We start from the raw sequence: 26,134 nt of genomic DNA, 5'->3' as shown, positions 1-26,134 counted from the left end.
CTTTAAGATAACGGAAAGATCCGTCTTTCTCTTCATGCATCATGTGCACTACGGGAAAGAAGCTCCAGAATTGTAATTCACGCTTGTATATGTACTGATTCGCACCAACCATCAGTTCTCTGAGACAGGGATATAAGTCGCTACTAGTATTCCTTCAAAGCCAATATATAATTCGTTCAACTAAACTATGTTTTGTATTATAAAACTATATTTGAAAACTTGTCAACAATAATTTTATCCTATCCAAAAATTGACTTTAAAGTAAAGCGGTTAGGTGGGAGTCTTATTGCCTGTTAATGCGGGATGAAATTTGCATATAGTAAGCAGAATATGAGGAATGCTATAAGGGAAATGGAGGGGGCGTATGAAAGGGTTTATCGTGAACAGTAGTGTGGTTTTGTTCATTTTTTTATCTTCAATTTCTAGTGCTAGTGCGGAACATAATGGAGCAAAAGTTGCCTTTATTCGTAATCATAATCTATGGATTAAAGTCGGTGAGAAAGAAAAACAAATTACAAAAGGAGAGTACATAACAGGGCCGAAATGGTCACATAATGGAGAATGGCTTGCATATGCAAAAGGAAAGAAGCGAAATCATTTTGAACTGTATCGGCTGAAAGATGGAAAGAAAGTTACACCATCTCAATCAGAAGCATCGAATTATCAATGGTCACCAACAGGGAATATAATTGCATTTATATTTACAGGTACATTAAATACATTTGATACAGAAAAAAAGATTGCCGATTTTGAAAATGTAGCCAATGGTGTAGGGGATTATGTTTGGTACCCAGACGGAAAGAGGTTTTTTGTTTCCTCTGAAGCGTACTTGCTTCCAACAGGGTGGACAGGTGCTCAGTTATATGAAATACAAAAGGATGCAAATATGAATCCGCACAAAATGAAACATATATATGCATTACCAAATGAGCACGATGATTTTTTAGCGTTAGTCGCAAGTGGATTTAAGTGGTCACCAGATCAAAAATGGATCTCATTTTTAGCGGTGCCAACAGCTTCGTGGTCAGCTGATAGTAATACACTTTGTTTAATACGAGCAGATGGCAGTCGTTTTGAAAATATAGATCAAATGCTGTTAAACACACAATGGTTCAAATGGGCGCCATCAAAAAATATATTGGCCTATATTGAAGGAAGCGGGAGAGTTGCATTAGAGAATAAACATTTAAAAGTAAAAGAACTGCCGGCATTACAGCAGAACACATTTACTCCAAAAGGATATGTTGATTGGGATTTCACATGGAAGAACGATAATGTAATTATCATTTCAAGGGCAAAGGAAGCAGATTTATCTTTACCTCTAGAAAAAAGACCACTACCATCTTTATATGAGATAAATAGTATAAATGATGAACAACATCGAATTACAAAGCCACCTAATAGCCAAGGTGATTATAATCCTATTTTTATTAAGAAGAGTAACCAATTAATGTGGGTCCGTTCGAATCGTAAGAAAGCTGATGTATGGCTTGCTCATAGTGATGGGAAATATGAAAAGAAGTGGATTGAAAATATAGATGTGCCAGAGTGGTATTATGAGAAATGGAATTGGGAAGATGTCCTTTCGGTTAAAGATGAGTAAAAAACCTGCCTAAAATATAATTTTTAGGCAGGTTTTTTAATGTTATTTATGTGTTTTATTTGGCTTTTTTTTCGCAGGGTTTCCGTTCCCTTGGCGCTTTCTATTTTGTTCATCTTTTGCTTGTTTTTCATGTAATGTATCTAAAAAGTCATTTGAGTTACTCATTTTTATATCTCTCCTTTTTTCATTGCGTCCTAATTACTATAACCATTTAGGAGGATAATCATGAGATAAAAGTTAAGCGCTTAATTTTCTTCGGTAGTATAAGTAAAATAGTCCATACGTAATGAATAACATAAGTAAAATTTGTAACTCTACATTTTCTTTAAAAATAGTTGCGACAGGATCTGGTAAATAAGGTGATGTATCGCTCGTTCCTAAACCTAACCATTTGTTTAAGAGGTTCATGATACAAAATATGAAAACACCGGACCAGCTTGCGATAATTGCTTTTTGCTTAATTTTCGTTTTACGTTCATCATCTGTAATCCAAGGATTAGCAGTTTTATCACTAATAAAAAAGCCATTTATGTATCCCCATATGATTATTCCGATAAAGATGATAATCCATTTCATATTTGTATTCCTCCCCTTATTGTAAAAAGTATTTTACATATATAATTGTAATTTTTTCCAAATACTGATGTCAAACACTTTTTACATTCTGCTTTTTAAAATAGCAGGAGTAAAGAAAAAATAGGGAAGAAATATGTGAGACCATTTTCTAGTGAGAGGAAGAGGAGAATGAAACTTGTCTTTGTGCGGCATGGTGAAGGGGAGCATACGAAAGATTTACCATTAAGTTTACAAGCAGTGAATCCGTCATTGACGGGTGTGGGAAAGAAGCAGGCAAAATTGCTTCAGTACGATGTACCATTGCAAGAAAAGGATATATTAATCGCTAGTCCTACACTTCGAACTTTACAAACTGCGACAATATGGAGTGCGGAAATTGCTTGTCAAAAAATCGTTCATCCATATATATCCCCGCGTATTTTTCCTTATCGGGAATCCGCCAAAACATTGCCATGCGATCAATTGTTAGATCGAAAGATAATTAAAAATTTATTTCCACATTTTTCATTAGTAGAAAGTACAAATGAATTGTTATGGAATGAGGGAATCAATATCATTTCAGAGAAGGAATTTCAGCAAATAGTAGATGAATTTCTGCATTGGTGCGATCAGTTAAAAGCAGAAAAAATTTGTATCGTTTCACATGATGGAACAATTACAGCGTATAGGCAATATTTACAGAAGGTTGCTTTAACTAGAGCAGATTTTTTGAAAGAAACGGGTATGTATGAAATTGACTTATAGGGTAGTGGATTTGTAATGGAAGAGTTAGGGGGGAATGTATACGACTTAAACGAGCAGAGGATATACTTTGGCGTAGCGAAAATTAAGTAATATGCAAAATTGCATATTATACATATTGTAAATGATTGGTGTAAGTTTGGGGAGCTGAAGCTAGTAGAATCGATTTTGCATAATGATGCAAAATCATATGTTAGATCGATAGATTATGTAGGTGGAAGTTTAGCACTTATGTTTACAATACGCTTATTTTACAGGCTTATTAACCATAACAAAACGTTAGGAGAAGCTGTTCGAGAAGCGAGATTAATCGATGAGGAGACATGTACATTTCGAGTATATAAACAACATGAAACGCGTTTGTTCTATATTCGAATGAATGCGTTTCACATTTAACTCACATTTTTTTTACATTTTCTTCAATGAAAATGATTATCACTTGTGGTATGATATGTTCAAGTTTTTACAGGTAATAAAAGTTACTAAATAAACGTTAGTATTTAATGTTTTTTATGTATGTCACAAATTATTCATAATTAACATTTCAAAGGTAAGTAACTAATGTTATTATATTATCTGTAACTGATTTAATTACAACTTTAGGAGGAAGATATGATTATTCAATTTTTAAGAGAAAACAAAGCAGTTTCTTTTGTATTAGCGATAGTTCGAGTGTATCTTGGTTACACATGGGTAATGGCTGGAATCGGTAAACTACAAGGAAAAGGATTCGATGCAACGGGTTATTTACAAGGTGCAATTGAAAAATCTAAAGGAGCACAACCAGCTGTTCAATCTTGGTGGGCATCATTTTTACAAGATTTTGCAATTCCAAACGTTGATTTATTTAATACACTTGTGACGTGGGGAGAAATTTTAGTCGGAATTGGTTTAATTGTAGGCTGTTTAACAAAAACAGCGGTCTTTTTCGGCCTTGTAATGAACTTTTCCTATATGTTTAGTGGGTCAATTGGTGTGAACCCTGAGATGGTTATTTTATCGATGTTCGTTCTTGTTTCTGGTATGAATGCTGGGAAAATTGGAGTTGATGGCTTCATTATTCCAAAAATACTAGGATCAAAAACTCAAAAACGCCAAAAGCAAGCTGCTTAATATATGAAAACGGGTATCTCAACATGAGATACCCGTTTATTTTTCAGCACTTATAGGATTTTTCTCGAAGAAATCTTTTACATACCCTACAAATTCTTGTGGCTCTTGACGAAATGGTGCGTGATAACCTTTTTCGATAATATGGAAAGTGCTATTTTTTAAGAATTGATGATAAGTTTCTCCCTCTTTCCAAGAAACGCTACTATCATTTCTTCCCCATATAATTAAAGTTGGTTGTTTAATTTCATTTGCATTGATTTGAAGACGTCTAGGCCATAATTTCATTTTATTATAGTGCTCTTCATCATTACGCTTGAATTTAACTTTGCTCTCATCATAATCTGCAATAGAAGAAACGGTACTTAAATCAGTCGACAACTTTGGTTTTGGTGAACCTTGTTTATTAACGAGCGTATGAGGGCCGCCTGTAGCATCAGTTAAAATAAGGTGGGTAACCGCTTCAGGGTATAAATATGTTAAATTAAGAGAAATTTCTCCCCCCATCGAATGTCCCAGTATTGCGAATGATTCATATCCTAGTTTTTTCATTAGCTTATAATACAAATTTGCATGAGTTGGGAAAGAATAATAAAAATCCATCGGCTTAGAGGAACGTCCGAATCCTAAAGCATCAACAGAAATAATCGTATGATCTTTTGCTAAATCGGAGTAAATCTTTTGAAAACCATCGGATGATCCTCCAAATCCATGGATCATAAGTAAAGGTGGTTTTTCATCACCAATCTTTTTAAAGTAAATCGTTTGACCATCTATCTCTACCATTTTTTCCTCGGTAGCTAGTTTCGCTGTAAGTGTATTTTTAACTTGTTTTACTTGTTCTACTGGCTTTTCTGCTGCACTACATCCTACTAATAGTGTAAGAGTAAGACAACCTACCATAAAATAGCTAAATCGCTTCAATTAGGTGTCCCCTTTCTAACATAACGCTGCATCTATCATAGCAAATAGTATATTACGATTTCCAGGAAGTTGATTACCATTCTTTATCATAAGCGGTGATAGGAGCGTTTCCTGGAAATTTGCTGTTTGAAGAAATTGGCGGAAAATAAATTGTGAATGGGGAACATCAATGCGTATCGTCCCATTCCAGGATTTACAAATCATTTCTAATAACTGAATAGCGTCTTTTTCTTTTTTTGAAATAAGTGGAGTGATACATAGTACATCTCCTTTTTGTATGCATAAAGCAAAAGCATCTATTTGATTATCCCGCTCTATTTTAAAGGAGTAAGTTGCTCTCGATAGTAGTGATAAATAAAGCTTAGAACGATCTGCACCAGTCGCAGTTTGATCAAGAGAAATTAGAGATTGAGCATCCGTCTGCTGAATTTGTTTTATGGGAACAAAATTTGTATTTTTGTAAGCCGCTTGTTTTTCGAAACGATGAATGGTTGTTATTGATTGAAATCCATAAGATTCATATAAGGGTTCGCCAGCTTTTGTTGCAATGAGCGTAATAGGGAGCGATGGATGAGTTACTTTTAAGCTATTGTTTAACAAAATACGGCCAATTCCTTTTCTTTGAAAATCAGGATGCACGATTAACATACCGATAGAAGAAAATCCAGGGGCAAATGAAAAGACCCCGCCCGCTGCAATAAGTTTATTCTCATATACATAGCCAAAAACTGTGCCAATGGAAAGGTACAAATGGAATTGCTCTTTCATAAAACTCGCATGCTGTAACCACCCAACTGATTCGCAAAGAGAGAGTAAGGATGGAATGAAAGATTCGTCTAGTTTTACTGTTTTCATAAAGTTCACCATATTTCTATTTAAATTAGAAAAAATAAGAATAATATTACGAAATGTAAAATAATAGGTTCGTATTAAAAGAAATCCAACATGTTTATATTTATCTTTGTAAAGGGGAGTATGCTTGATATGAAAAGACAAACTTATACAAATTATAACTGAAATTTACATAAGTTAACAAAAAATTTACATATAACTAATTTTCTCTTAACAGTCTTCGGTTAAATTTGATAGTGGGAAATGAATAACCTAATTAGGGGGACAAGACAGTGAAAAAGTTTGTAAAGAAAGCATGGCCATTTGCAGTTGTGGCGTCATTAGCAGTTACTTCGGTTGCGACATGGAATTTTACACGTTCTAGTGAGGTTAATGCAGATGAGAATGGAAGCAATGCAAAGATTAAAAATGTCATTGTATTAATTGGGGATGGTATGGGACCTTCATATATGACAGCTCATCGCTATATGAAAGACAATCCAAAAACATTTGAGATGGAATCTACAGAATTTGATAAACATCTTGTAGGGACACAAAAAACATATCCAGAAGATGAACATGAGAATATTACAGACTCTGCATCGGCAGCAACTGCGATGTCAGCAGGTATAAAAACATATAATGCAGCTATTGCAGTTGATAATGATAAAGCTGAAGTGAAAACAGTGCTTGAGCAAGCGAAAGAAAAAGGGAAATCAACAGGACTAGTTGCAACTTCTGAAATTACGCATGCAACACCAGCGGCTTTTGGTGCGCACGATATTAGTCGTAAAAACATGGATGCAATTGCAAATGATTACTTTGATGAGAAAGTAAAAGGTAAGCATAAAATAGATGTTATGCTTGGCGGTGGCGCAAATAACTTTGTTAGAAAAGACCGTAATCTTACAGAAGAGTTCAAGAAGTCTGGTTATAGTTATGTAACAGATCGTAACCAATTACTAAATGATAAAAGCGATCAAGTTCTTGGTTTATTTGCACCAGGTGGTTTAGATAAAATGATTGACCGTAATGATAAAACACCTTCATTAGAAGAGATGACAAATGCAGCGATTGAGCGCTTGAATAAAAATAAAAACGGTTTCTTCTTAATGGTTGAAGGCAGCCAAATTGATTGGGCTGGACATGATAATGATATTGTCGGCGCAATGAGTGAAATGGAAGATTTCGAAAAAGCGTTTAAAGCAGCGATTGAGTTTGCGAAAAAAGATAAAAATACATTAGTTGTTGCAACTGCAGATCATGCAACTGGTGGACTATCTTTAGGAGCGAATGGTGAGTATAACTTTAAAGTAGATCCGATTAAAGCTGCGAAACGTACGCCAGACTTTATGGCAAATGAAATTGTAAAAGGTGCAAATGTAGAAGAAACAATGAAAAAGTATATCGATTTACAATTAACACCAGAAGAAATTAAAGCTGTAAATGATATAGCTCCATCGAAAGATGTAACAAAGATTGATAATGCGATTGAAGATATCTTCAATAAGCGTTCGGTTACAGGTTGGACAACGGGTGGACATACAGGTGAAGATGTGAACGTATATGCATTCGGACCAGGTAAATACTTATTCTCTGGCGTTCAAGAGAATACAAATATAGCGAAACGTGTCTTTGATATTGTTGGCGGCGGCGACCCAAATAAAGGAAGACGTTAATTAAAGAAAGTGAGGCATTTTTGCCTCATTTTTTCTTTTTAGGAAGGGTGAAAAGATGAGTGGTTTTACGAGGAAATTAGGAGGCGCTATGCTAATTGGACTATTGTTAGTTGGCTGTGAATCTACAGAGGAGCATGTAGAAAAGAAAACAGTTGCTAAGAAAACGGAAGAACGAGTACAGATAACGAACGAAGAAGAGAGAGCTGTTCAAGGAGTTATTGAAGCATTTGTACGAACGACAAATGAAAAAAATATCACTGAGCATATGGCGTTATTTTCAAGCAAAATGATTGGTGCTGAAGACCTGAAAACACGGAAGGAAGCAGCATTTCAAAAAGGAAATAAGAAGATTGAATTGGAACATATGAATATGAAAGCTCTTAAAGAGGGGCTTGTTATTGTGGAAGCAGAGGAAAAAGAAGTAGATGGGGAAGTCAGCCTTCAGAAGAAAACACAGTATGCACTTGGAAAAGAAGAAGAGCAGTGGAAAATTGAAGAGGTTCGTACGATAGAGAAGAAATAAAAAAGGTTCTCATAGAAGAGAACCTTTTTAAAGCGGTAATAAAATTTGATTTGAACAAGCTTCAATGTCATCAATATCTTGACGGATTGTTGCCATCTTATTATCAAGGTCTTCAGCCTTCATTGCAGCATCATGTAGTTCATCCTTCAAATAATCAGGTATGTTTCCTTCATATTTGTAGTAAAGTTTATGTTCTAAACTTGCCCAAAAGTCCATCGCAAGTGTACGTAATTGAATTTCTGCAAAGACATCTTTCGTACCAGAATTGAGTAACAAAGGATATTTAATAATCATGTGTAAACTTTTATAGCCATTTCTTTTTGGATTAGCAATATAATCTTTTACTTCTACAATTTCCATGTCTCCACGATTTTCAATAACTTCTTTTAAATGATAAATATCTTCCACAAAGCAACATGTAATACGGATACCGATAATATCCTGTAAATGTGTTTCGGCATTTTCGACAGTTGGACCTAAGTTTTTTCGCTCTAGTTTTTTAATTATACTAGCAGGCTGTTTTAGTCTTGTTTTTATATGTTCAAACGGGTTGTAGTCTTCTAAAAATTGAGCTTCCCGGTTCATAATTTCAAATTTAGTTTTTAACTCTTCTAAAGCAAATGTATAAGGTAATACAAAAGCTTTCCAGTAGTTAACTGTTGATTGGTTATATTCCATTTATATACACACCTTTTCTTATTTACAAGTGAAGTTGTTATTATACTAAACACCAAATCATGTAAGCACAAGCAGCAAATGATGAGATCATAAAGCGATATTTAGTTTTCATATTTTCAACCCCTTTCAAATGAAATTATATATGAATAAACGTCATTGTTAGTAATTTCATTATGTACAATTCTTATAGTAATAGATTCATGTGAAATTCGTATGAACTAATTGTTTCAGTTTTTTGTCTTTTTTCTCTATATGTAAATGACATTCATGTAGAGGGAAAATATATTATGATTAATATCAATACAGAAAATGGTGCTGTGATGCACTACTCAGGAGAATCTAGCAACTTTATAAAAGAATTACTTGCATATGAAACAACACCAAAAGTAACTAATGAAGAAGCGTTACAAATATATAAAGAGGCCATCCGAGTTAAATTAGAATGGTATATAGATAATGATGCAAAGGAAACGGTATATCAATTACTGTATAAACAAACGACGGATGAAAATCATAAAGAAACCTTCGAGTGTAGTCGAGACATTCGTTATATTGATGCGCATACTGGTGAGAAAATTTGGAGTGACTATTAGTAAAAGCCAATCGATACGTATCGATTGGCTTTTACTATGTTCTTAGAATCATATATTAATTGCCGTTAAGTGGTTGAAGAATACCATCTTGAGCTTTTGACCACTCATATAAATTCCCATCTGATCCTACTGCGAAATTGAAAGCACGTTGATGTTCACCGTCACCACGTGTGTATAAAACGTCATATAGCTTAATACCATTTACTGTGCCGATTAGTTGGTCTTCCGCAGAGACGTAATGAATGTCAGCTGATCGAGCTCCCATTCTTTTTTCTAGAACTCTTACAGCATCTTCACTTGTGAATGTAATAGTATCAGTTTGTTTATTCGGTTGTTTAGCTGGTTGTTGCTCTTTTTGTGTATTTTTAGATTCTGCTTCAGGTTTTGTATTATTTTTAGCTGTTTCGTTATTTTCAGTTTTTTTGTTGTTTTCAGTAGTTGCGTCGCTCTCAGTTTTTGTATTGTTTTTAGGTGTTGCATTGTTCTCAGTTTTTTTGTTGTTTTCGGTAGTTGTGTTGTTCTCAGCTTTTGTGCTGTTTTTAGCTGTTACGTTGTTTTCAGGTTTTGTATTACTTTTAGGTGTTGCATTGTTTTCAGTAGTTACGTTGTTCTCAGTCTTTGTATTGTTTTCAGTTTTTACGTTATTCTCGTTTTTTGCATTTTCCTCAGTGTTTACACTGTCTTCAGCTTTTTGGTTATCTTCTGTTTTTGTGATGTCTTTGGATGCTGCAGTATCCTGTTTAGTCGTCTCAGTTTTTGTGGGCGAAGTTTGTTGTCCACAAGCTGACAGTAAGAAAAAAGATAGTGTGAGTACTGTAAGGTTTCTTATTTGTGAAGTAAAGTAGCGCATGAAAACACCTCTTTCAAAATTTTGGAACTTAACATATTGTAATACATTGGAAAAATTATTCAAGGTATGAAAGATTTATTTCGTTCGACAAAAAGCTAAGGATTCCATATTTATATCGTACAGACACAAACAACCTCATGCCCACATACACATGGTAAAGACCACTATTTTGGCGGAGGTGAAGGGTTTGAGTCTATTCGCCGCAATTGGATATATGGTTCGAGAAGTGTTTGTATTTGTTTCTTATGTGAAGAACAATGCGTTCCCGCAGCCATTATCATCAGATGATGAGAGAAAGTACTTAGAGTTAATGGAGCAAGGTGATGCTCAAGCGAGAAATCTTTTAATTGAACATAATTTACGGCTTGTAGCTCATATTGTTAAGAAATTCGAAAACACCGGTGAAGATGCGGAAGATTTAATTTCAATTGGTACGATTGGGCTTATTAAAGCGATTGAAAGCTATTCAGCAGGGAAAGGAACTAAGCTTGCAACATATGCAGCACGCTGTATCGAAAATGAAATTTTGATGCATTTACGTGTGCTGAAGAAAACGAAAAAAGATGTTTCACTTCATGATCCAATCGGGCAAGATAAAGAGGGGAATGAAATATCGCTTATTGATATATTAAAATCAGAATCTGAAGATGTAATTGATATGATTCAGCTTAGTATGGAGTTAGAAAAAATTAAAGAGTATATCGATATTCTAGACGAACGAGAGAAAGAAGTAATTGTGAAGCGTTTTGGACTGGGGCTTGATAAAGAGAAAACACAGAGGGAGATTGCGAAGGCACTCGGTATTTCAAGAAGCTACGTATCGCGAATTGAAAAGCGTGCTTTAATGAAAATGTTCCATGAATTTGTAAGGGCTGAGAAAGAGAAAAAAGCAAAAGAATAATGTATATTGTAGGCAGCTACACTTTAAAAGTGGCTGCTTTTCTTTCGGGAAAACGGAAAGAAAACGAGCTACTCTAAGAAGAAATACATGTTCACTGTTGAAAATGGCGGGTTCTATCTGTAATATTAGAAGGTGCTAAACAATTTAAGAATAAAAATTATACTTAGTTTTTCTTCGTGTATAACGAGACAGCTCAATTCTATATGTGGGAATAAGAACCAATTTTACATATGATATAGAGAGAAAAGAAGGGGAAACTAAAGTTATAGGCTGATTAGGAGGTTTCGTAATTTGAGACGGACATTATATCGACTTATGATCGAACTTACAAATGGTCGTTTTACTTCTTATATATTACGTAAATTTGCACAATCTCGTTTGAGCTCTATCATTATTCCATCGTATGCGAAAGTTTTTCAAATTAATCAAGATGAGATGGAAAAGGGTTTGAAGGAATATCGAACATTGCATGATTTATTTACACGTAGGCTAAAAGAAGGAAAGCGTAGTATTGATACTGATGCATCGAGTATCGTTAGTCCTGTTGATGGTGTTTTTGCTGATCAAGGTCCTATTGAGGATACAAAAACATTCGATATAAAAGGAAAGCGTTATTCAATTGTGGATATGCTAGGTAATGAAGAGCGCGCAAAGCGATATGCAGGCGGTACATATATGGTAATTTATTTGAGTCCAAGTCATTATCATCGTATTCATAGCCCGCTCTCTGGATCTGTAACTGAAAGATTTGTACTCGGCAGAAAATCATATCCGGTAAATGCAGCGGGTATGGAGTATGGGAAAGAACCATTGTCAAAAAATTATCGCTCTGTTACAGAAGTAAATAGTGAAGGCGAACATATGGCGCTTGTAAAAGTAGGTGCTATGTTTGTTAATAGTATCGAGCTCCTTCATGAAAGAAGTACTGTTCAAAAAGGTGAAGAGATGGCATACTTTACATTTGGCTCAACAGTTGTTTTATTATTTGAAAAAGATATGATTGAAGCAGTGCAGGAATTGACAAGTGGACAAGAGTTGCGTCTTGGTGAAAAAATTGCAACCCGAGTATCTCATAAGTAAAGAAAAGATTTTATAGTATACTTATGAAGCTCTAATTAAGAAATGTGGACAAAGATGCTTAATGAAGAAATCCCCTAGATGGGAGTACTTGTTTATTCGAGAGCCATCGCAGGATGGCTCTTTTTACAGGTCAATCAGCAATCTATATGTACTCAAGAAGATTTGACGAGCTTGTCCTCTAACGAGCGTCTAATAATTTCTTGTTTTATAAGTAAAATGAAGTCGGGATTTAATTTTAGTTCTTTTGCTTTATAATAAGACTCAGTGAGTAAATCAGTAGATAACTGTTCCATATGTTTTGTTTTCAAGGTGAGTCACCTCCTAATAATATAAGGATTGATTCGTTGTTGCATTTAATGTACCAAAAAAATATGACAGTCACAAACAAGAGGTTATCCACATAACTCAGTGGATAAAGTGTGTATAGAATGTTGGTAAATTCCGAATTAACTGAAAAATTAATGTGGAAAGTGTGTACAAGTTTATCCACAGGTTATCTATCGAAAAATGTTGTCGAAAAATTTTATGAAAAATCCTCAAAGAGGTGAAAGAAATTGAAGTTATTTTTACCAAATGAATATGTGAAAAATGTATATCATGTTCAACCAGAAGATTTGAAAAAACGTGGAATTAAAGGAGTTATTACTGATTTAGATAACACTTTAATTGAATGGGATCGTCCAAACGCAACACCACAGCTTGAAGATTGGTTTTTGAAAATGAAAGAAAATGATATTCAAGTAACGGTCGTTTCAAATAATAACGAGCAACGCGTTAAAGACTTCGCTGACCCATTAGGTATTCCGTTTATTCATAGTGCGCGCAAACCGTTTGTTCGCGCATTTAAGCGTGCGATACACGAGATGCACCTGCAGCCAGATGAAGTTGTAGTAATTGGAGATCAGTTACTAACGGATGTGCTCGGTGGGAATCGTGTGGGACTTCATACAATTTTAGTTGTACCGGTAGCGCAAACGGACGGATTGGTGACACGCTTTAATCGAAAAATTGAACGAAGAATTATGAGAAACATGAAGAAAAAAGGCTTAATTAACTGGGAGGAATAAAGTTTGACTGAAACAATTAAATGTATTGGTTGCGGTGTAGAAATTCAAACAGAAAATAAAAATGAAGTAGGATACGCTCCTGCATCATCTTTAGAAAAAGAACAAGTAATTTGCCAACGTTGTTTTCGTTTGAAACATTATAACGAAATTCAAGATGTATCTTTAACAGATGATGATTTCCTTCGTATTTTGAACGGAATTGGACAATCAGACGCACTAGTGGTTAAAATCGTAGATATTTTCGATTTCAATGGTAGCTGGTTACCGGGCTTACATCGTTTTGTAGGGAACAATAAAGTGTTACTTGTAGGGAATAAGGCTGACTTAATTCCAAAGTCAGTTAAGCATGATAAAGTAAAACATTGGATGCGCTATAGTGCAAAGCAACTTGGTTTAAAACCAGAAGATGTCTTTTTGATTAGTGCAGCTAAAGGACAAGGAATCACTGAACTTGCTGATGCAATTGAGTATTACCGCGAAGGTAAAGATGTTTATGTTGTTGGATGTACGAATGTTGGTAAATCAACATTTATTAATCGTATGATTAAAGAGTTTAGTGATGAGACTGAGAATGTAATTACAACATCACATTTCCCAGGAACAACGCTTGATTTAATTGATATTCCATTAGACGAAACATCATCTTTATACGATACACCAGGTATTATTAATCATCATCAAATGGCGCATTATGTTGGGAAACAAAGCTTAAAGCTTATTACACCGACTACAGAAGTTAAGCCAATGGTATTCCAATTAAATGAAGAACAAACATTATTCTTTGGTGGATTAGCACGATTTGATTATGTAAGTGGAGGCCGTCGTGCATTTACTTGTCATTTCTCAAACCGTTTAACAATCCATCGTACAAAACTTGAAAAGGCTGATGAATTGTACGAAAGACACGCTGGAGAATTATTGAATCCACCGACACCAGAAGAATTAGAAAATATGCCTGAGTTTGTGAAATATGAATTTAATATTCGTGAGCCAAAAACGGATGTTGTATTCTCTGGATTAGGCTGGGTTACTGTAAATGAATCAGGAGCGAAAATTGTTGCTCATGTACCAAAGGGAGTAAGTGTTTCATTACGTAAATCTTTAATTTAATATGGAGAGGGATTTATGAAACAATTATATGGTGTAGTCGGAAATCCAATTGGACATTCATTATCACCCGTTATGCATAACGATGCATTTGAACACTTGAATATGGATGCCCATTATCATGCGTTTCTTGTAGAAGAAGAAGCGCTAGGGGAAGCAGTAAAAGGTTTGAAAGCATTAGGTATTTCAGGATTTAATGTAACGACTCCGCATAAAGTTGCAATTATGGGGTACTTGGATGAGGTTGCCCCGCTAGCAAAGCAAATCGGTGCGGTAAATACAGTAGTTCATCGAGATGGAAAATTGATTGGGTATAATACAGATGGAATTGGTTTTGTTCGTGCCCTGCAGTCAATTAGTGAAGATCCACTTCAAGAGAAACGTATTTTATTAATTGGTGCAGGTGGTGCTAGTCGAGCTATTTACTTCTCGCTTGCAGATGTAGGTGTGAAAGAAATTGATATTGCTAATCGTACGAGAGATAAAGCGGAAAATCTTATCGCTGGGTGCATGGCAAATGTTAATTCGCATGCTCTATCGCTAGAATGTGCAGCAGAAGATCAAGGGGAATATGATATTATCATCCAAACAACAACGATAGGTATGCATCCCCATGTTGAGTATACGCCGCTGGAAATTCGTTCATTGAAACAAGGAACGATTGTTTCTGATATTATTTATAATCCATTTGAGACGAAAATTTTAGGCGATGCGAAAGAACAAGGTGCAATAATTCAAAATGGAATCGATATGTTCGTTTATCAAGGTGCACTTGCATTTGAAATGTGGACAGGGTGTGTGCCGAATATTGATAGAATGAAACAATTAGTAATGAGAGAGCTTGGAGGCTAATTATATGTTAACAGGAAAACAAAAAAGATTTTTACGTGCAAAGGCACATCATTTAACACCGATTTTTCAAGTTGGAAAAGGTGGCGTAAATGAAAATATGGTGAAACAAATTGGAGAAGCATTAGAAGTTCGTGAACTATTTAAAGTGAGCGTATTACAAAACTGTGAATTTGATCGTCGTGAAGTTGCAGAAGAGCTTGCACAAGGTGCACGAGCTGAAATCGTTCAAGTAATCGGAAGCACAATTGTTTTATACAAAGAATCAAGAGAAAATAAGCAGATTAAACTTCCACGATAAATTGAAACTTTAATTTGTGTTTTTTAGCCTTCATCAATTGGGCTTTTGTGTGCAGTTAATTTCCGGTCTAGCCTAGTTATTGTCAGTGGTTTTTGAGGTGTTGGCAAATAGTGAGATAAAAAAATCACGTAAATTATTTCCATAATTGACGCTTGATAGATAGAGAGTGAAATCAATTGAACTTTTATTAACAGTAGACTCTCTTCGAATATTTATGGGGAGAGTTGCTGTATGTAAAAGGAAGGAGCGTTTCTTTTGAGGAAAATTGGCATTATTGGTGGTACGTTTGATCCACCTCATAATGGGCATTTGTTAATTGCAAATGAAGTGTATCATGCTTTAGGGTTGGAAGAGGTATGGTTTTTGCCGAATCAAATTCCACCGCACAAGCAAGGACGTAACATTACGAGTGTGAAAAGTCGATTAAACATGCTGCAAATAGCGACTGAGGAAGAAGCATATTTTTCAATTTGTTTAGAAGAGCTAGACAGAGAAGGCCCATCTTATACGTACGACACTATGGTACAATTAACGGAGAAGTATCCGGATGTGCAGTTTCACTTTATTATTGGCGGCGACATGGTTGAGTATTTGCCGAAGTGGTATAACATTGAAAAGTTACTTAAGCTTGTGACTTTCGTTGGAGTTGCAAGACCAGGTTATACATTACATACGCCTTATGATATCGTAAAAGTGGAAATTCCGGAGTTTGCAGTTTCTTCTTCTTTGTTACGTGAGAGATATATGACGAAGAAAACGTGCAAATATTTACTCCCGGAAAAAGTACAGGTATATATCGAGAGGAATGGGTTGTATGAATCGTGAGGACGCACTTAGTATTGTCAAACAACAAATGCATGAAAAACGTTATATACACACGGTTGGTGTAATGGAAACAGCGATTGAACTTGCTCGGTTATATGGTGTAGATGAGAAAAAGGCAGAGACGGCTGCTATATTTCACGATTATGCAAAATGTAGAGCGATTCCAGAAATGGAAGAGATTATCAAGAGAGAAGCTTTGCCGAAGGATCTACTGCACTATAACAAAGAGTTATGGCATGCACCTGTTGGGGCATACTTAGTAGAAAAAGAAGTAGGCATTACTGATCCTGAAATTCTACAAGCTATTACATATCATACAAGTGGTCATGAAAAAATGACAATGTTAGATAAAGTTATTTATGTAGCAGATTACATTGAACCAGGACGTAAGTTTCCTGGTGTGGAAGAAGCGAGGGAACTCGCATATAAAGATATAAATCAAGCTTTACTGTTTGCTTTAAAGCGAACAATTCAATTTTTAATGGAAAAAGATCAAACGATTTATCCATTAACATTCCAAACATACAATACAGTTATCAAGGAGGAAATTAATAAATGAAAGATAAAGAGTTATTAGTATTAGCGGCAAAAGCAGCTGATGATAAGAGAGCAGAAGATATGGTTGTACTAAATATGCAAGGTATTTCACCGATTGCAGACTATTTTATTATTTGTCACGGAAATTCGGACAAGCAAGTGCAAGCAATTGCACGTGAAATTAAGGCGAAGGCACATGAGTTCGAAATTAACGTACAACGTATGGAAGGCTTCGATGAAGCACGTTGGGTTTTAGTGGACCTTGGTGATGTGGTTGCTCATGTATTCCATAAAGAAGAGCGTAATCACTATAATTTAGAGCGTTTATGGGGCGATGTGCCGCGTGAAGATATTGCAGATGAGCTAGATCAATGAAATACGAACAATTTGCTTTGCTGTATGACGAACTGATGAATGATGTCCCTTATGATAAATGGGTGGAATTCACAGAGGAAAGTTTGCAACAGGCATCTATGAAAGAGGCAAAAATTCTTGACGTAGCATGTGGAACTGGTAACGTAACACTTCCGCTTGTGCGAAAAGGTTATGATTTAATTGGTGTAGATCTTTCGGAAGAAATGTTAACTGTCGCACAGCAAAAATTGGCGGGAGAAGGTTATTTTATTCCTTTTTACCAACAAGACATGAGAGAGCTCGATGTTCCTGGTGAATTTGATTGTGTGACAATATTTTGTGACTCATTAAATTATGTATTGCAAGAAGATGGGGTGCAAGAGACATTTAGAAGAGTTTTCCACCATTTACGTCAGGATGGTTTGTTTTTATTCGATGTACACTCTTTATATAAAATACATCACGTATTTCAAAATGAAACATATACAGTGAACGGCGAAGAAATATCACTTATTTGGAACTGCTTCCCTGGAGAAGAATCAGATAGTGTGGAACATGATTTGACATTCTTTGTACAAGATTCAGAAGAAGATGTGTATCATCGTTTTGACGAATGTCACGTGCAGCGTGCATATTCGGTTGAAGTGTTAACAAAATGGCTTGAAGAAGCTGGGTTTACAGTGCTTCGCGTCACAGGGGACTTTGAACGAATTGAAGTGACAGAACAAACAGAGCGCATCTTTTTTATGGCGAAGAAGAATGGATAAAACAAAAGCAACCGATAAGGTTGCTTTTGTTTTATAGAAAAGATGTAGTTTTAGTTCTAGAAAAATAAAAAGATGATATGTGTAAAGTGTAAAAATGCTAGTTTTAGTGAAAATGTAGCATGAAAAAGATAAGTATTAATAAAAAGGATTTGGGATTACGATGGCGTATTTATTATGTGTGTTTATTGAATTGCTGCTCAACGCATTTTAAATCTTCATCAAATTTCTCATGTGTCCGTTCGATTAATTTATGAAACATATCCCCAACGTGCTCTTCTAAAATACGAATACCTTCTCCTGTAACACCGCCTTTAACACATACCTTTTCTTGTAAAGTAGGTAATGTGAAAATTTCTTTTTCAAGTAATTTTCCCATTCCAATGACCATTTCACTTACTAAAGTAGTGGCTTCTTCGTGTGTAATATTTGTTTTATCTACAGCAGCGTTAATGAAACATTGTAATAAATAACTAAAAAAAGCAGGGCCGCAGCTTGCTATATCAGATGAAACGCGCGTTATATCTTCTTCTATAACAAGGGGAGTAGAAATTTTTTTGAATAGACGAAGTAGTTTTTGTTGCCAGTCTTCAGAGCAGTTATTTCCAAATGTAAATAGTGATGCGCCGGATAAGGCGCGGTTTGTGATGCTTGGAATGATACGAGCGACGTGGCAAGGTATAAGTGTTTCTAATTGTGATGGAGATATGGGGCTTGTGATAGAAACTAAGCAATGTTCATCAGAAAAATGGTCGGCGTATTTTTGTAGAATAGGGTATATATCTATTGGTTTTACACAAATGAAAATAAGCTGTGATTGTTCGATTACCTCTTGGATTGTTTTGGCTATATGAACAGAAGGGTATTTTTCTTTTATATGATATGCTTTGGCAGGCGTCCGATTAATAATAGTAAGGCACGAAGGTTTGACAGCACGGGTTTCTAAAAATGCATCGATTAGTATATTCCCCATGTTCCCTGTCCCTATAATTCCTATGTTCAATGTTTCATCCCTCCTTCGTAACAGCTTTCTCATAAACAATATGAATGATGTTATAAATTTATGATTAGAGGTGTAAAATGATGTGGGATTTTCCAAAAAAATGGTTGGGATTAGTGGTTATTATTGGCACTTTGATTTTTCTTTTTTTCTGGAAAACGAATCAGCATACAGAGCAAACGCTCATTACAACGGAAGTTCAAGCGAAAGATGTGGAGAAAAAAATTAAACCGAAAATATTGGATACAAAGGAACAGAAAAAAATAATTATAATTGATGTGAAAGGGGCGGTTTTTAAAGAGGGTGTGTATGAAATGAAGGAAGGGGACCGGGTGAAGGAGGCGGTTGAAAAAGCTGGTGGTTTGTTGCCGGATGCAGATGTGAAGAAAGTGAATTTGGCGCAAATAGTCCAAGACCAAATGCTTCTTTATGTTCCTAACAAAAATGAGCCAGTGCAAGAAGGGGCTACTTCTTCAAAAAGTGAGGGTAAAGTACAAATAAATACAGCTTCTAAAGAGCAACTTGAAAAAATAACAGGCATTGGTTCTCGGAAAGCGGAAAGTATTTTGAAATATCGAGAAGAACACGGTCCGTTTCAGAAAATAGATGATTTATTGGAGATTGATGGGATTGGAACGAAGTCACTTGAAAAAATAAAAGATCAAATAATTATTCCATAAAAGATTGACGAAGTTTTTCTTCTTTCGCTACACTACAAGTAGACAAAAAAGTAGGTGAAAAATATGGAGCGAATTTCATGGGATCAATATTTTATGACACAAAGCCATCTGTTATCATTGCGTAGTACATGTACAAGACTTGCAGTAGGAGCGACAATCGTCCGTGATAAACGAATTATTGCTGGTGGATATAACGGTTCAATTAAAGGTGGTGTACATTGTATAGACGATGGTTGCTATGTCATTGATAATCATTGCGTTCGTACAATTCATGCAGAAATGAATGCTTTATTACAATGTGCGAAGTTTGGTGCGAAAACAGAGGAAGCGGAAATTTATGTCACACATTTTCCTTGCTTACAGTGTTGTAAGGCGATTATTCAAAGTGGTGTTACAGCAGTTTATTATGCACAGGATTATAAAAATCATCCGTATGCCGTAGAGTTATTTGAACAAGCGAGTGTAACAGTGAAGCACGTTCCGCTAGAATATGATATTACATCGCTAGAGGAACAAGAGCGTCATTTGCAGCTAAAGGAACTATTCGTATCTTTAGAAAAAGATAATTTATCAATGGAAGAATTACAGCGTGTATTCACTAAAGCGAAAATGATGCTATAAGGAGTGAGTATGAGTTGAATGGACAATGGGGCTATGTTGCAATCTCGTTTATAGTGGGGATTGCAATTACCTTTTCCGCATTGCATTTGTTGACTGCCTGTTGTTTCGTTTGTTTTGTTTTATTTTGTTTATATCGTACTTCGCGTAAAACCTTCATTTTTTGTATTATAGCGTGTTTTAGTGGCGTTATGTACACCACGTATGTTCAGAGTCGAAATGAGCCGCTAGGGGATTCCTACGAAGTTACACGAGGGGTCGTGCAAAATACACCTCTAATTAATGGGGATCGTCTTTCTTTTCAAATTGAAGATCAGAATAAAAACTTAGTGCAGTTAAACTATAAAATGCAATCTGCTTCGGAAAAAAAGCGATTGCAACAATTACATGCAGGTATATCGTGTACATTTAAAGGGGAGGTGAAAGAACCACAAACTGCCCGGAATTTTCACGTTTTTGATTATCGTAATTATTTATATCAGCAAAAAATACATTTTATATTTGATGTGACATACATTTCTGAATGTCAAAAAACATCGTTGTCATTCGTGCAATGGATTTTCCTTCTCAGGCAACAAACAATCTCGAAAGTTACAGAAATGTTCCCAGAACAATCAGGTGCATTTATGAACGCATTATTATTTGGAGATCGACAACAAATGACGTTTGAAGTAGAAGAGCAATATCAGCAATTCGGTCTTATACATTTGTTAGCAATTTCAGGATCGCATATCGTATTATTAATGGTTATAATGTATTTTGTTTTACTAAGAAGTGGTGTGACGAAAGAGACAGCAACAGTATGCCTTATAGTTTGCATTCCTCTGTATATGATCATAGCTGGGGCGTCGCCATCTGTTGTGAGGGCTTCTATAACAGGGGTTTTATTGTTGGTAGCTTTCATGTGCTCTGTTCGCTTATCTAGTCTAGACGCCTTAAGTATAACAGCTATATGTATGCTTATATACGATCCGTATCTTATTTTCAACGTTGGATTTCAATTCTCATTTGTAGGTAGTTTTGCTTTACTACTATCTGCGCCGATATTATTAGGACGTAGTAATGGAGTAGTTCGAAATTCTATTTACATTTCTATAATTTCACAGCTCGCTAGTACCCCCATCTTGTTATATCATTTTGGTTATTTTTCTCCTTATAGCATTTTCCTCAATCTTATATATGTTCCTTTTCTATCCATTATTGTATTGCCGTGTAGCATTATTATTCTTATATGTATGCCGGTTATGCCATTTTTCGCAAAAGGAATTGCATATGTACTTTCATTATGTCTAACCATTTCTAATAATTTTCTAAGTTACTGTGAAAGTTTCCCTTTTATCCGACTTACTTTTGGTCAAACTCCTTTATTTCTTGTGGCTATATATTGTTTTAGTATCGTTAGTATATTTGTGATTTGGGAAAGAGTAGTAACGAAAAAAATTTTGTGCATAGTTGTGGGTGTGTTTCTTTTTATTAGTACTTGTCATTATGTATATCCATATTTTCGCGAAAGTGGGAGTGTTACATTTCTTGATGTTGGACAGGGAGATGCAATATTAATTCGTCTCCCGTACGATAAAGCGGTTTATCTTATTGATACAGGTGGAGCCCTTCCTGTCAAGAAGGAAGCGTGGCAACAGAAAAAGCATGAATTTTCTGTTGGGCATGATATTCTTGTTCCTTTTTTACAAAAAGAAGGTATAAAAACGATTGATAAATTAATTGTAACGCATGGAGATGCGGATCATATAGGTGCTGCGCTGGATTTGCTGTCATCTATTATTGTAAAAGAGGTTGTATTTGGGAGAAAGGAACAAGATACTGTATTGGAAAAAGTGGTGAAGAAAAAGGCGTTAGAAAAGAGCATGAAGATAAGTATAGTAGGAGAAGGGGAAGGTTGGAGAGTAAATGAAGCGGAATTTTTCGTATTAGCTCCAAGGGGGAAAGAAAAGGGAGAAAATGACTCTTCGATTGTAATATGGGCCAGACTAGGAGGACTAACATGGCTATTTACGGGTGATTTAGAAGAAGAAGGAGAAAAGTTTATAGTATCGACATATCCTGATTTGCGGGCTAATATTTTAAAAGTTGCCCACCATGGGAGTAAAACATCGTCTGCAGATCCTTTTTTAAGCCTTGTACAGCCTAGTGTAGCGATTATTTCTGTGGGGGAGCGCAATAGGTATGGGCACCCGCATAAGGAAGTTATAGAGCGTTTTAAGAAGATGGGTATTGATATATGGCGTACGGATAAGCAAGGTGCTATTTCCTATGTTTTTAATGGAGAAAAAGGAACCTTTCAAAGTAAAATCACATATGATGAAACAAATAGAAGATGAAAAAAAGAAGACTGCCATTAAGCAGCAGCCTTTAAGAACCGATGAATTTAATAACAGTTGCAATAATGAAAAGTGTTGCGAAAAAACCAAATGAGACGATAAATCCTACCCCTGAATCAATAGCGTCATTGCGTTTACTTTGAACGTTTTGTTCAAAATCATTCATTTAGAATCCCTCCCCAACATTCCATTTTAGTATAAAATATTGTCAGAAAAAAATCTACAATTTCCATATGAAGCGAAATAGAGTATTTGTACACTTTTTCTAGTTAGTTAAGTAGCGTGAATTTTTCATTTCCAATCATGTTAACAGTTGGCATTTATACTAAGATTATTATTGTAAATAATAAAGGGAAGGTGATTACCGCACACCAATAAGAAATCCGGGGCTTATTGCGTGGCGTTTTATATAAATAAAGGGGCGGGTTATAAAGCCTGTCCCTTTGTACTTGTAAAACAAAAGCTAGGGCATTAGTATAAATATATATTGCCAAGTTAGGGAGTAGGAAAAAATATGAGTGATATACATAAGAAGATTAAAAAGAAACAATTCGCTCCGTTGTACGTACTGTATGGAACGGAAGCCTATTTTATAAATGAAACGATAAAACTTATTACAACGGAAGCGCTTGAAGAGGAAGATCGAGAGTTTAATGTTGTGACATACGATTTGGAAGAAGCGTATTTAGAAGATGTAGTTGAGGATGCGCGTACGCTTCCTTTTTTTGGAGAGCGTAAAGTTATATTAATAAAATCACCATTATTTTTAACGGCACAAAAAGAAAAATTAGAACAAAATATAAAAATTTTAGAAGAATATATTGGGGAGCCATCTCCTTTTTCTATTCTTGTTTTTGTTGCGCCTTATGAAAAATTAGACGAACGAAAAAAAATTACAAAACTATTAAAGAAAACAGCGGATGTAATAGAAGCAAATGCGATGCAAGTGCAGGATGTTCAGAAGTGGATTGTTTCTCGTGCGGATGAGGTGCATGTGCATATCGATAATGCAGCTGTTAGTTTGTTGTTAGAGCTTGTGGGAAGTAATGTAACAATGTTGGCGAAGGAAATGGACAAGTTAACGTTATACGTCGGTATGGGCGGAGAAATCACGCCAAAACTTGTCACGGAACTTGTGCCGAAATCTGTTGAGCAAAATGTATTTGCTTTAACAGAAAAAGTGGTGAAAAAGGATATCGCTGGTGCGATGCAAATTTTAGACGGATTATTTACACAGCAGGAAGAACCAATTAAACTGCTCGCGTTATTAGTAAGTCAGTTCCGCTTGCTCCATCAAGTGAAAGAATTGCAACAGCGTGGTTACGGACAAAATCAAATCGCGTCACATATTGGTGTACATCCGTACCGGGTAAAGTTGGCGATGAATCAAACGAAGTTTTTCTCTTTTGAAGAATTAAAAAAAGTTATTATAGAATTAGCGGAAGCTGATTATAGTATGAAGACTGGAAAGATGGATAAGAAACTTGTGCTTGAATTTTTCTTAATGCGGTTAAATCATATGTAATGATATAAAAAAGTTCACGTACTTGTTACGTGAACTTTTTTGTGTATAGAAAAAACGATCCGAATGGATCGTTTTTTAAACGCCTTACGCGTTTACTTGTTTCGCTAAGCGAGATTTTTGACGAGCTGCAGCGTTTTGGTGGATAAGACCTTTACGAGCTGCTTTGTCAAGTTTTTTAGAAGCGGTTTTGAAAGCTTCTTTAGCATTTTCAAGATCGTTATTAGTAACTAAAGCTTCTACAGTTTTAACAGCAGTACGCATGTCAGACTTGATAGAAGCGTTATGTGCACGACGCTCTTCGCTAAGTTTAGCGCGTTTGATAGCAGATTTGATGTTTGCCATACTTTTCACCTCCCTGGTGCAATCGAATGACTCGATTCTTACATAGAACAAGTGATATTTTATCAAACGGTGAAGAGAATTGCAATAGTATATCAATGAAATTTCACGTAAAGGAAAGAATGACCTAATATAACTTGGGGAAATCTAACGATATTTACTATGAATTACGGAGGAGATACGATGAAAGAACCATTAGATTTAAGTAAATATAGTGTTAGAACTGACCTTGCTGTAGAGGCGCACCAAATGCTGCAAGAGCGCCAAGAAGAACAAAAAGGAATACAAGGAGTAATTGTAAAAGAGAGGGAAGAAGAGGGGATTACAATTACAAAAGTAACTATTGATGAAATTGCATCTGAGTCGATGGGGAAAAAACCTGGAAATTATTTAACTCTTGAGGTGCAAGGTATACGACAACAAGATACGGAACTTCAGCAAAAAGTAGAGCATGTTTTCGCAAAAGAGTTTTCTTATTTCTTAGAAGAGGTTGGTGTTTCAAAAGAAGCAAGTTGTTTAATCGTCGGGCTTGGGAATTGGAATGTAACGCCGGATGCACTCGGACCGATAGTTGTAGAAAACGTACTGGTGACGAGACATTTATTTAAATTACAGCCTGAAAGTGTGGAAGAAGGTTTCAGGCCTGTTAGTGCGATTCGTCCAGGGGTAATGGGGATTACAGGAATCGAAACGAGCGATGTCATTTACGGAATTATTGAAAAGACAAAACCAGACTTTGTCATCGCAATTGATGCATTAGCTGCGCGTTCTATTGAACGAGTAAATAGCACGATACAAATTTCTGATACAGGAATTCATCCAGGATCTGGTGTTGGGAATAAGCGTAAGGAACTAAGTAAAGAAACATTGGGTATTCCTGTTATCGCAATTGGTGTGCCAACTGTGGTAGATGCTGTTTCGATTACGAGTGATACAATTGATTTTATTTTGAAACATTTTGGCCGGGAACTGAAAGAAGGAAACAAACCATCACGTTCTTTATTACCAGCAGGTTTTACATTTGGAGAAAAGAAAAAATTAACAGAAGAAGATATGCCGGATGAAAAGAGTCGAAATATGTTTTTAGGGGCTATTGGTACGTTAGAAGAAGAAGAGAAGAGAAAGTTGATTTATGAAGTGTTATCTCCTCTTGGTCATAATTTAATGGTAACCCCAAAAGAAGTAGATGCGTTTATTGAGGATATGGCAAATGTAATAGCGAGTGGTTTAAATGCAGCACTGCATCATCAGATTGATCAAGATAATACAGGGGCATATACACATTGATGGAAAGAGGCAGGAATAGTTTGAGTCGATTTACGCTGTTATGTATATGCGGTACAGTTTTATGTTTGCTTATGATGATAGCTGGAGTAGGCCTCGCTAATCATGGTCTGAAAAGTATGAAGGGGTATCGTCAGCTGTCATATGAACAAATTGCTCATATGACAGGAACAGAAGGCGCTGGGGCTGAATCGGAAATTTCGGGAGAAACGTTTTCGGCTATTGAAAAACAAAAACAGTTGGAAAGCTTAAGAAGTTTTAATGTTGTAGAAGGTATCGGTATAGCGATAGCAAGTGTTGCTCGTGATATGACAAAGTTTGGAACAGATATAGTTGTTGGGGCAATAAAAGGAATTTTTAGTTAAGGATAGCGGGAAGGACGATTGTCTTATGTTTGTAAGAGGGTCGTCCTTTAATTTGAAAAAGGTTTGTCTCTTATGGTTTGTTCGCATAAGA

The 26,134-nt window shown here is 35.6% G+C and carries 31 protein-coding genes, 2 pseudogenes and 1 other annotated feature (1 of these 34 only partly in view); of the genes and pseudogenes, 23 read left to right on the top strand and 10 right to left on the bottom strand.

The genetic code is table 11. The features are described 5' to 3' along the window. Positions 1 to 167: a binding site (T-box leader), on the bottom strand (it extends 62 nt beyond the left edge of the window). A 197-nt stretch (positions 168 to 364) separates the two neighbouring features. Continuing rightward, the gene (locus tag QUF93_RS22925; protein WP_289360290.1) at positions 365 to 1,603 is read left to right on the top strand and encodes a TolB family protein; all 1,239 of its coding nucleotides are present in this window, start codon (positions 365 to 367) and stop codon (positions 1,601 to 1,603) included. A 42-nt stretch (positions 1,604 to 1,645) separates the two neighbouring features. On the opposite strand, the gene QUF93_RS22920 is transcribed toward QUF93_RS22925, so the two are convergent. Continuing rightward, positions 1,646 to 1,768 carry a DUF4023 domain-containing protein gene (locus tag QUF93_RS22920; RefSeq protein WP_000071861.1) on the bottom strand — a complete coding sequence of 41 codons (123 nt, stop codon included), beginning with the start codon at positions 1,766 to 1,768 and terminating at the stop codon, positions 1,646 to 1,648. A 72-nt stretch (positions 1,769 to 1,840) separates the two neighbouring features. Continuing rightward, positions 1,841 to 2,179 carry a hypothetical protein gene (locus tag QUF93_RS22915; RefSeq protein WP_000871134.1) on the bottom strand — a complete coding sequence of 113 codons (339 nt, stop codon included), beginning with the start codon at positions 2,177 to 2,179 and terminating at the stop codon, positions 1,841 to 1,843. A gap of 168 nt (positions 2,180 to 2,347) precedes the next feature. Here QUF93_RS22915 and QUF93_RS22910 point away from each other — a divergent pair, with 168 nt between their 5' ends. The 3 genes and pseudogenes from QUF93_RS22910 to QUF93_RS22900 all read left to right on the top strand — a co-directional run bounded on the left by QUF93_RS22910 (position 2,348) and on the right by QUF93_RS22900 (position 4,033). Then, positions 2,348 to 2,923, top strand: a complete 576-nt coding sequence (locus QUF93_RS22910; RefSeq protein ID WP_289360284.1) for a histidine phosphatase family protein — start codon at positions 2,348 to 2,350, stop codon at positions 2,921 to 2,923. 9 nt (positions 2,924 to 2,932) lie between these two features. Further along, positions 2,933 to 3,316: pseudogene (locus tag QUF93_RS22905) on the top strand (hypothetical protein); the annotation flags it as partial. Positions 3,317 to 3,532: 216 nt separating this feature from the next. Next, positions 3,533 to 4,033, top strand: a complete 501-nt coding sequence (locus QUF93_RS22900; protein ID WP_289360280.1) for a DoxX family protein — start codon at positions 3,533 to 3,535, stop codon at positions 4,031 to 4,033. A gap of 36 nt (positions 4,034 to 4,069) precedes the next feature. Here the strand turns inward: QUF93_RS22900 and QUF93_RS22895 are convergent, their stop codons facing one another. After that, positions 4,070 to 4,954: an alpha/beta fold hydrolase gene (locus tag QUF93_RS22895; RefSeq protein ID WP_088060049.1), complete on the bottom strand. Its 885-nt coding sequence runs from the start codon at positions 4,952 to 4,954 to the stop codon at positions 4,070 to 4,072. 15 nt (positions 4,955 to 4,969) lie between these two features. Continuing rightward, the gene (locus tag QUF93_RS22890) at positions 4,970 to 5,809 is read right to left on the bottom strand and encodes a GNAT family N-acetyltransferase (protein ID WP_002122639.1); all 840 of its coding nucleotides are present in this window, start codon (positions 5,807 to 5,809) and stop codon (positions 4,970 to 4,972) included. 269 nt (positions 5,810 to 6,078) lie between these two features. On the opposite strand from QUF93_RS22890, the gene QUF93_RS22885 reads away from it, so the two are divergent. After that, positions 6,079 to 7,464: an alkaline phosphatase gene (locus tag QUF93_RS22885; protein WP_289360278.1), complete on the top strand. Its 1,386-nt coding sequence runs from the start codon at positions 6,079 to 6,081 to the stop codon at positions 7,462 to 7,464. Positions 7,465 to 7,519: 55 nt separating this feature from the next. Beyond that, entirely contained in the window at positions 7,520 to 7,987 is a 468-nt protein-coding gene (locus QUF93_RS22880; protein WP_289360276.1) for a hypothetical protein, read from the top strand. Positions 7,988 to 8,014: 27 nt separating this feature from the next. Here the strand turns inward: QUF93_RS22880 and QUF93_RS22875 are convergent, their stop codons facing one another. Next, positions 8,015 to 8,665, bottom strand: a complete 651-nt coding sequence (locus QUF93_RS22875; protein WP_088060045.1) for a GTP pyrophosphokinase — start codon at positions 8,663 to 8,665, stop codon at positions 8,015 to 8,017. A 242-nt stretch (positions 8,666 to 8,907) separates the two neighbouring features. Between QUF93_RS22875 and QUF93_RS22870 the strand changes: the two are divergent. Beyond that, positions 8,908 to 9,258, top strand: a pseudogene (locus tag QUF93_RS22870) (YcdB/YcdC domain-containing protein); the annotation flags it as partial. A gap of 55 nt (positions 9,259 to 9,313) precedes the next feature. Here the strand turns inward: QUF93_RS22870 and QUF93_RS22865 are convergent. Next, the gene (locus QUF93_RS22865; protein WP_289360274.1) at positions 9,314 to 10,108 is read right to left on the bottom strand and encodes a hypothetical protein; all 795 of its coding nucleotides are present in this window, start codon (positions 10,106 to 10,108) and stop codon (positions 9,314 to 9,316) included. 187 nt (positions 10,109 to 10,295) lie between these two features. On the opposite strand from QUF93_RS22865, the gene sigK reads away from it, so the two are divergent. Together sigK and QUF93_RS22855 are read left to right on the top strand one after the other, a co-directional pair. Continuing rightward, complete coding sequence (gene sigK, locus QUF93_RS22860) at positions 10,296 to 11,009, top strand: RNA polymerase sporulation sigma factor SigK (RefSeq protein ID WP_000051382.1); 714 nt, start codon at positions 10,296 to 10,298, stop codon at positions 11,007 to 11,009. 291 nt (positions 11,010 to 11,300) lie between these two features. After that, entirely contained in the window at positions 11,301 to 12,089 is a 789-nt protein-coding gene (locus tag QUF93_RS22855) for a phosphatidylserine decarboxylase (protein ID WP_002145683.1), read from the top strand. A 152-nt stretch (positions 12,090 to 12,241) separates the two neighbouring features. Here the strand turns inward: QUF93_RS22855 and QUF93_RS22850 are convergent, their stop codons facing one another. Further along, a complete protein-coding gene (locus QUF93_RS22850; RefSeq protein ID WP_002015226.1) occupies positions 12,242 to 12,397 on the bottom strand; it encodes a sporulation histidine kinase inhibitor Sda in 156 nt (51 codons plus the stop codon). 246 nt (positions 12,398 to 12,643) lie between these two features. Here QUF93_RS22850 and QUF93_RS22845 point away from each other — a divergent pair, with 246 nt between their 5' ends. The 8 genes from QUF93_RS22845 to QUF93_RS22810 all read left to right on the top strand — a co-directional run bounded on the left by QUF93_RS22845 (position 12,644) and on the right by QUF93_RS22810 (position 17,896). After that, positions 12,644 to 13,156, top strand: a complete 513-nt coding sequence (locus tag QUF93_RS22845; protein WP_002122630.1) for a YqeG family HAD IIIA-type phosphatase — start codon at positions 12,644 to 12,646, stop codon at positions 13,154 to 13,156. A gap of 3 nt (positions 13,157 to 13,159) precedes the next feature. Next, on the top strand, positions 13,160 to 14,266 hold the full coding sequence (gene yqeH / locus QUF93_RS22840; protein WP_002122628.1) for a ribosome biogenesis GTPase YqeH: 1,107 nt from the start codon (positions 13,160 to 13,162) through the stop codon (positions 14,264 to 14,266). A gap of 15 nt (positions 14,267 to 14,281) precedes the next feature. Beyond that, positions 14,282 to 15,115: a shikimate dehydrogenase gene (gene aroE / locus QUF93_RS22835; protein ID WP_289360273.1), complete on the top strand. Its 834-nt coding sequence runs from the start codon at positions 14,282 to 14,284 to the stop codon at positions 15,113 to 15,115. Between the two features lie 4 nt (positions 15,116 to 15,119). Beyond that, positions 15,120 to 15,413, top strand: coding sequence for a ribosome assembly RNA-binding protein YhbY (yhbY, locus tag QUF93_RS22830; RefSeq protein WP_000955223.1), 294 nt, complete (start codon positions 15,120 to 15,122; stop codon positions 15,411 to 15,413). Positions 15,414 to 15,668: 255 nt separating this feature from the next. Next, positions 15,669 to 16,238, top strand: coding sequence for a nicotinate-nucleotide adenylyltransferase (locus QUF93_RS22825; protein WP_001226028.1), 570 nt, complete (start codon positions 15,669 to 15,671; stop codon positions 16,236 to 16,238). Beyond that, on the top strand, positions 16,228 to 16,797 hold the full coding sequence (yqeK, locus tag QUF93_RS22820) for a bis(5'-nucleosyl)-tetraphosphatase (symmetrical) YqeK (protein WP_289360272.1): 570 nt from the start codon (positions 16,228 to 16,230) through the stop codon (positions 16,795 to 16,797). The genes QUF93_RS22825 and yqeK overlap by 11 nt, the downstream gene beginning before the upstream one ends. Next, positions 16,794 to 17,150, top strand: coding sequence for a ribosome silencing factor (rsfS, locus tag QUF93_RS22815; protein WP_289360271.1), 357 nt, complete (start codon positions 16,794 to 16,796; stop codon positions 17,148 to 17,150). The genes yqeK and rsfS overlap by 4 nt, the downstream gene beginning before the upstream one ends. Further along, a complete protein-coding gene (locus tag QUF93_RS22810) occupies positions 17,147 to 17,896 on the top strand; it encodes a class I SAM-dependent DNA methyltransferase (protein ID WP_002122620.1) in 750 nt (249 codons plus the stop codon). Before rsfS ends, QUF93_RS22810 begins: the two co-directional genes overlap by 4 nt. A gap of 172 nt (positions 17,897 to 18,068) precedes the next feature. Here the strand turns inward: QUF93_RS22810 and comER are convergent, their stop codons facing one another. Continuing rightward, positions 18,069 to 18,896 (bottom strand): late competence protein ComER, encoded by an 828-nt coding sequence (gene comER / locus QUF93_RS22805; RefSeq protein ID WP_289360269.1) that lies wholly within the window; start codon positions 18,894 to 18,896, stop codon positions 18,069 to 18,071. A 77-nt stretch (positions 18,897 to 18,973) separates the two neighbouring features. On the opposite strand from comER, the gene QUF93_RS22800 reads away from it, so the two are divergent. The 3 genes from QUF93_RS22800 (at position 18,974) to QUF93_RS22790 (ending at position 22,530) form a co-directional block, all read left to right on the top strand. Next, a complete protein-coding gene (locus QUF93_RS22800) occupies positions 18,974 to 19,573 on the top strand; it encodes a helix-hairpin-helix domain-containing protein (protein WP_289360268.1) in 600 nt (199 codons plus the stop codon). 63 nt (positions 19,574 to 19,636) lie between these two features. Continuing rightward, a complete protein-coding gene (locus QUF93_RS22795; protein ID WP_002122612.1) occupies positions 19,637 to 20,194 on the top strand; it encodes a ComE operon protein 2 in 558 nt (185 codons plus the stop codon). 14 nt (positions 20,195 to 20,208) lie between these two features. Continuing rightward, positions 20,209 to 22,530 (top strand): DNA internalization-related competence protein ComEC/Rec2, encoded by a 2,322-nt coding sequence (locus QUF93_RS22790; protein WP_289360267.1) that lies wholly within the window; start codon positions 20,209 to 20,211, stop codon positions 22,528 to 22,530. Between the two features lie 31 nt (positions 22,531 to 22,561). On the opposite strand, the gene QUF93_RS22785 is transcribed toward QUF93_RS22790, so the two are convergent. Next, on the bottom strand, positions 22,562 to 22,696 hold the full coding sequence (locus QUF93_RS22785) for a YqzM family protein (RefSeq protein ID WP_000997609.1): 135 nt from the start codon (positions 22,694 to 22,696) through the stop codon (positions 22,562 to 22,564). 348 nt (positions 22,697 to 23,044) lie between these two features. Between QUF93_RS22785 and holA the strand changes: the two genes are divergently transcribed. Further along, the gene (gene holA / locus QUF93_RS22780) at positions 23,045 to 24,055 is read left to right on the top strand and encodes a DNA polymerase III subunit delta (protein ID WP_002122609.1); all 1,011 of its coding nucleotides are present in this window, start codon (positions 23,045 to 23,047) and stop codon (positions 24,053 to 24,055) included. Between the two features lie 84 nt (positions 24,056 to 24,139). Here holA and rpsT read toward each other — a convergent pair whose 3' ends face one another. After that, positions 24,140 to 24,397 (bottom strand): 30S ribosomal protein S20, encoded by a 258-nt coding sequence (gene rpsT / locus QUF93_RS22775; protein WP_001274013.1) that lies wholly within the window; start codon positions 24,395 to 24,397, stop codon positions 24,140 to 24,142. A gap of 180 nt (positions 24,398 to 24,577) precedes the next feature. On the opposite strand from rpsT, the gene gpr reads away from it, so the two are divergent. Next, the gene (gene gpr, locus QUF93_RS22770) at positions 24,578 to 25,681 is read left to right on the top strand and encodes a GPR endopeptidase (protein WP_289360266.1); all 1,104 of its coding nucleotides are present in this window, start codon (positions 24,578 to 24,580) and stop codon (positions 25,679 to 25,681) included. Next, positions 25,681 to 26,043 (top strand): YqxA family protein, encoded by a 363-nt coding sequence (locus QUF93_RS22765; protein ID WP_033712016.1) that lies wholly within the window; start codon positions 25,681 to 25,683, stop codon positions 26,041 to 26,043. The genes gpr and QUF93_RS22765 overlap by 1 nt, the downstream gene beginning before the upstream one ends. Positions 26,044 to 26,134: the final 91 nt, after the last annotated feature.

Origin of the sequence: Bacillus hominis, assembly GCF_030348325.1 — a bacterium.
Lineage (GTDB): Bacteria > Bacillota > Bacilli > Bacillales > Bacillaceae_G > Bacillus_A > Bacillus_A hominis.
Note: the sequence above shows the minus strand (reverse complement) of the source record. Positions and strands in the feature narration are given on the sequence as shown.

Excerpts from the sequence above, each read along its gene's own strand:
- holA (WP_002122609.1), top strand. The coding sequence starts at position 23,045 with ATGAGTGATATACATAAGAAGATTAAAAAGAAACAATTCGCTCCGTTG.
- QUF93_RS22925 (WP_289360290.1), top strand. The coding sequence starts at position 365 with ATGAAAGGGTTTATCGTGAACAGTAGTGTGGTTTTGTTCATTTTTTTA.
- rsfS (WP_289360271.1), top strand. The coding sequence starts at position 16,794 with ATGAAAGATAAAGAGTTATTAGTATTAGCGGCAAAAGCAGCTGATGAT.
- QUF93_RS22880 (WP_289360276.1), top strand. The coding sequence starts at position 7,520 with ATGAGTGGTTTTACGAGGAAATTAGGAGGCGCTATGCTAATTGGACTA.
- QUF93_RS22800 (WP_289360268.1), top strand. The coding sequence starts at position 18,974 with ATGATGTGGGATTTTCCAAAAAAATGGTTGGGATTAGTGGTTATTATT.
- QUF93_RS22910 (WP_289360284.1), top strand. The coding sequence starts at position 2,348 with ATGAAACTTGTCTTTGTGCGGCATGGTGAAGGGGAGCATACGAAAGAT.
- QUF93_RS22920 (WP_000071861.1), bottom strand. The coding sequence starts at position 1,768 with ATGAGTAACTCAAATGACTTTTTAGATACATTACATGAAAAACAAGCA.
- QUF93_RS22810 (WP_002122620.1), top strand. The coding sequence starts at position 17,147 with ATGAAATACGAACAATTTGCTTTGCTGTATGACGAACTGATGAATGAT.
- aroE (WP_289360273.1), top strand. The coding sequence starts at position 14,282 with ATGAAACAATTATATGGTGTAGTCGGAAATCCAATTGGACATTCATTA.
- gpr (WP_289360266.1), top strand. The coding sequence starts at position 24,578 with ATGAAAGAACCATTAGATTTAAGTAAATATAGTGTTAGAACTGACCTT.
- QUF93_RS22890 (WP_002122639.1), bottom strand. The coding sequence starts at position 5,809 with ATGAAAACAGTAAAACTAGACGAATCTTTCATTCCATCCTTACTCTCT.
- yhbY (WP_000955223.1), top strand. The coding sequence starts at position 15,120 with ATGTTAACAGGAAAACAAAAAAGATTTTTACGTGCAAAGGCACATCAT.
- QUF93_RS22875 (WP_088060045.1), bottom strand. The coding sequence starts at position 8,665 with ATGGAATATAACCAATCAACAGTTAACTACTGGAAAGCTTTTGTATTA.
- QUF93_RS22795 (WP_002122612.1), top strand. The coding sequence starts at position 19,637 with ATGGAGCGAATTTCATGGGATCAATATTTTATGACACAAAGCCATCTG.
- rpsT (WP_001274013.1), bottom strand. The coding sequence starts at position 24,397 with ATGGCAAACATCAAATCTGCTATCAAACGCGCTAAACTTAGCGAAGAG.
- QUF93_RS22765 (WP_033712016.1), top strand. The coding sequence starts at position 25,681 with ATGGAAAGAGGCAGGAATAGTTTGAGTCGATTTACGCTGTTATGTATA.
- QUF93_RS22785 (WP_000997609.1), bottom strand. The coding sequence starts at position 22,696 with ATGAATGATTTTGAACAAAACGTTCAAAGTAAACGCAATGACGCTATT.
- QUF93_RS22900 (WP_289360280.1), top strand. The coding sequence starts at position 3,533 with ATGATTATTCAATTTTTAAGAGAAAACAAAGCAGTTTCTTTTGTATTA.
- QUF93_RS22915 (WP_000871134.1), bottom strand. The coding sequence starts at position 2,179 with ATGAAATGGATTATCATCTTTATCGGAATAATCATATGGGGATACATA.
- yqeK (WP_289360272.1), top strand. The coding sequence starts at position 16,228 with ATGAATCGTGAGGACGCACTTAGTATTGTCAAACAACAAATGCATGAA.
- QUF93_RS22865 (WP_289360274.1), bottom strand. The coding sequence starts at position 10,108 with ATGCGCTACTTTACTTCACAAATAAGAAACCTTACAGTACTCACACTA.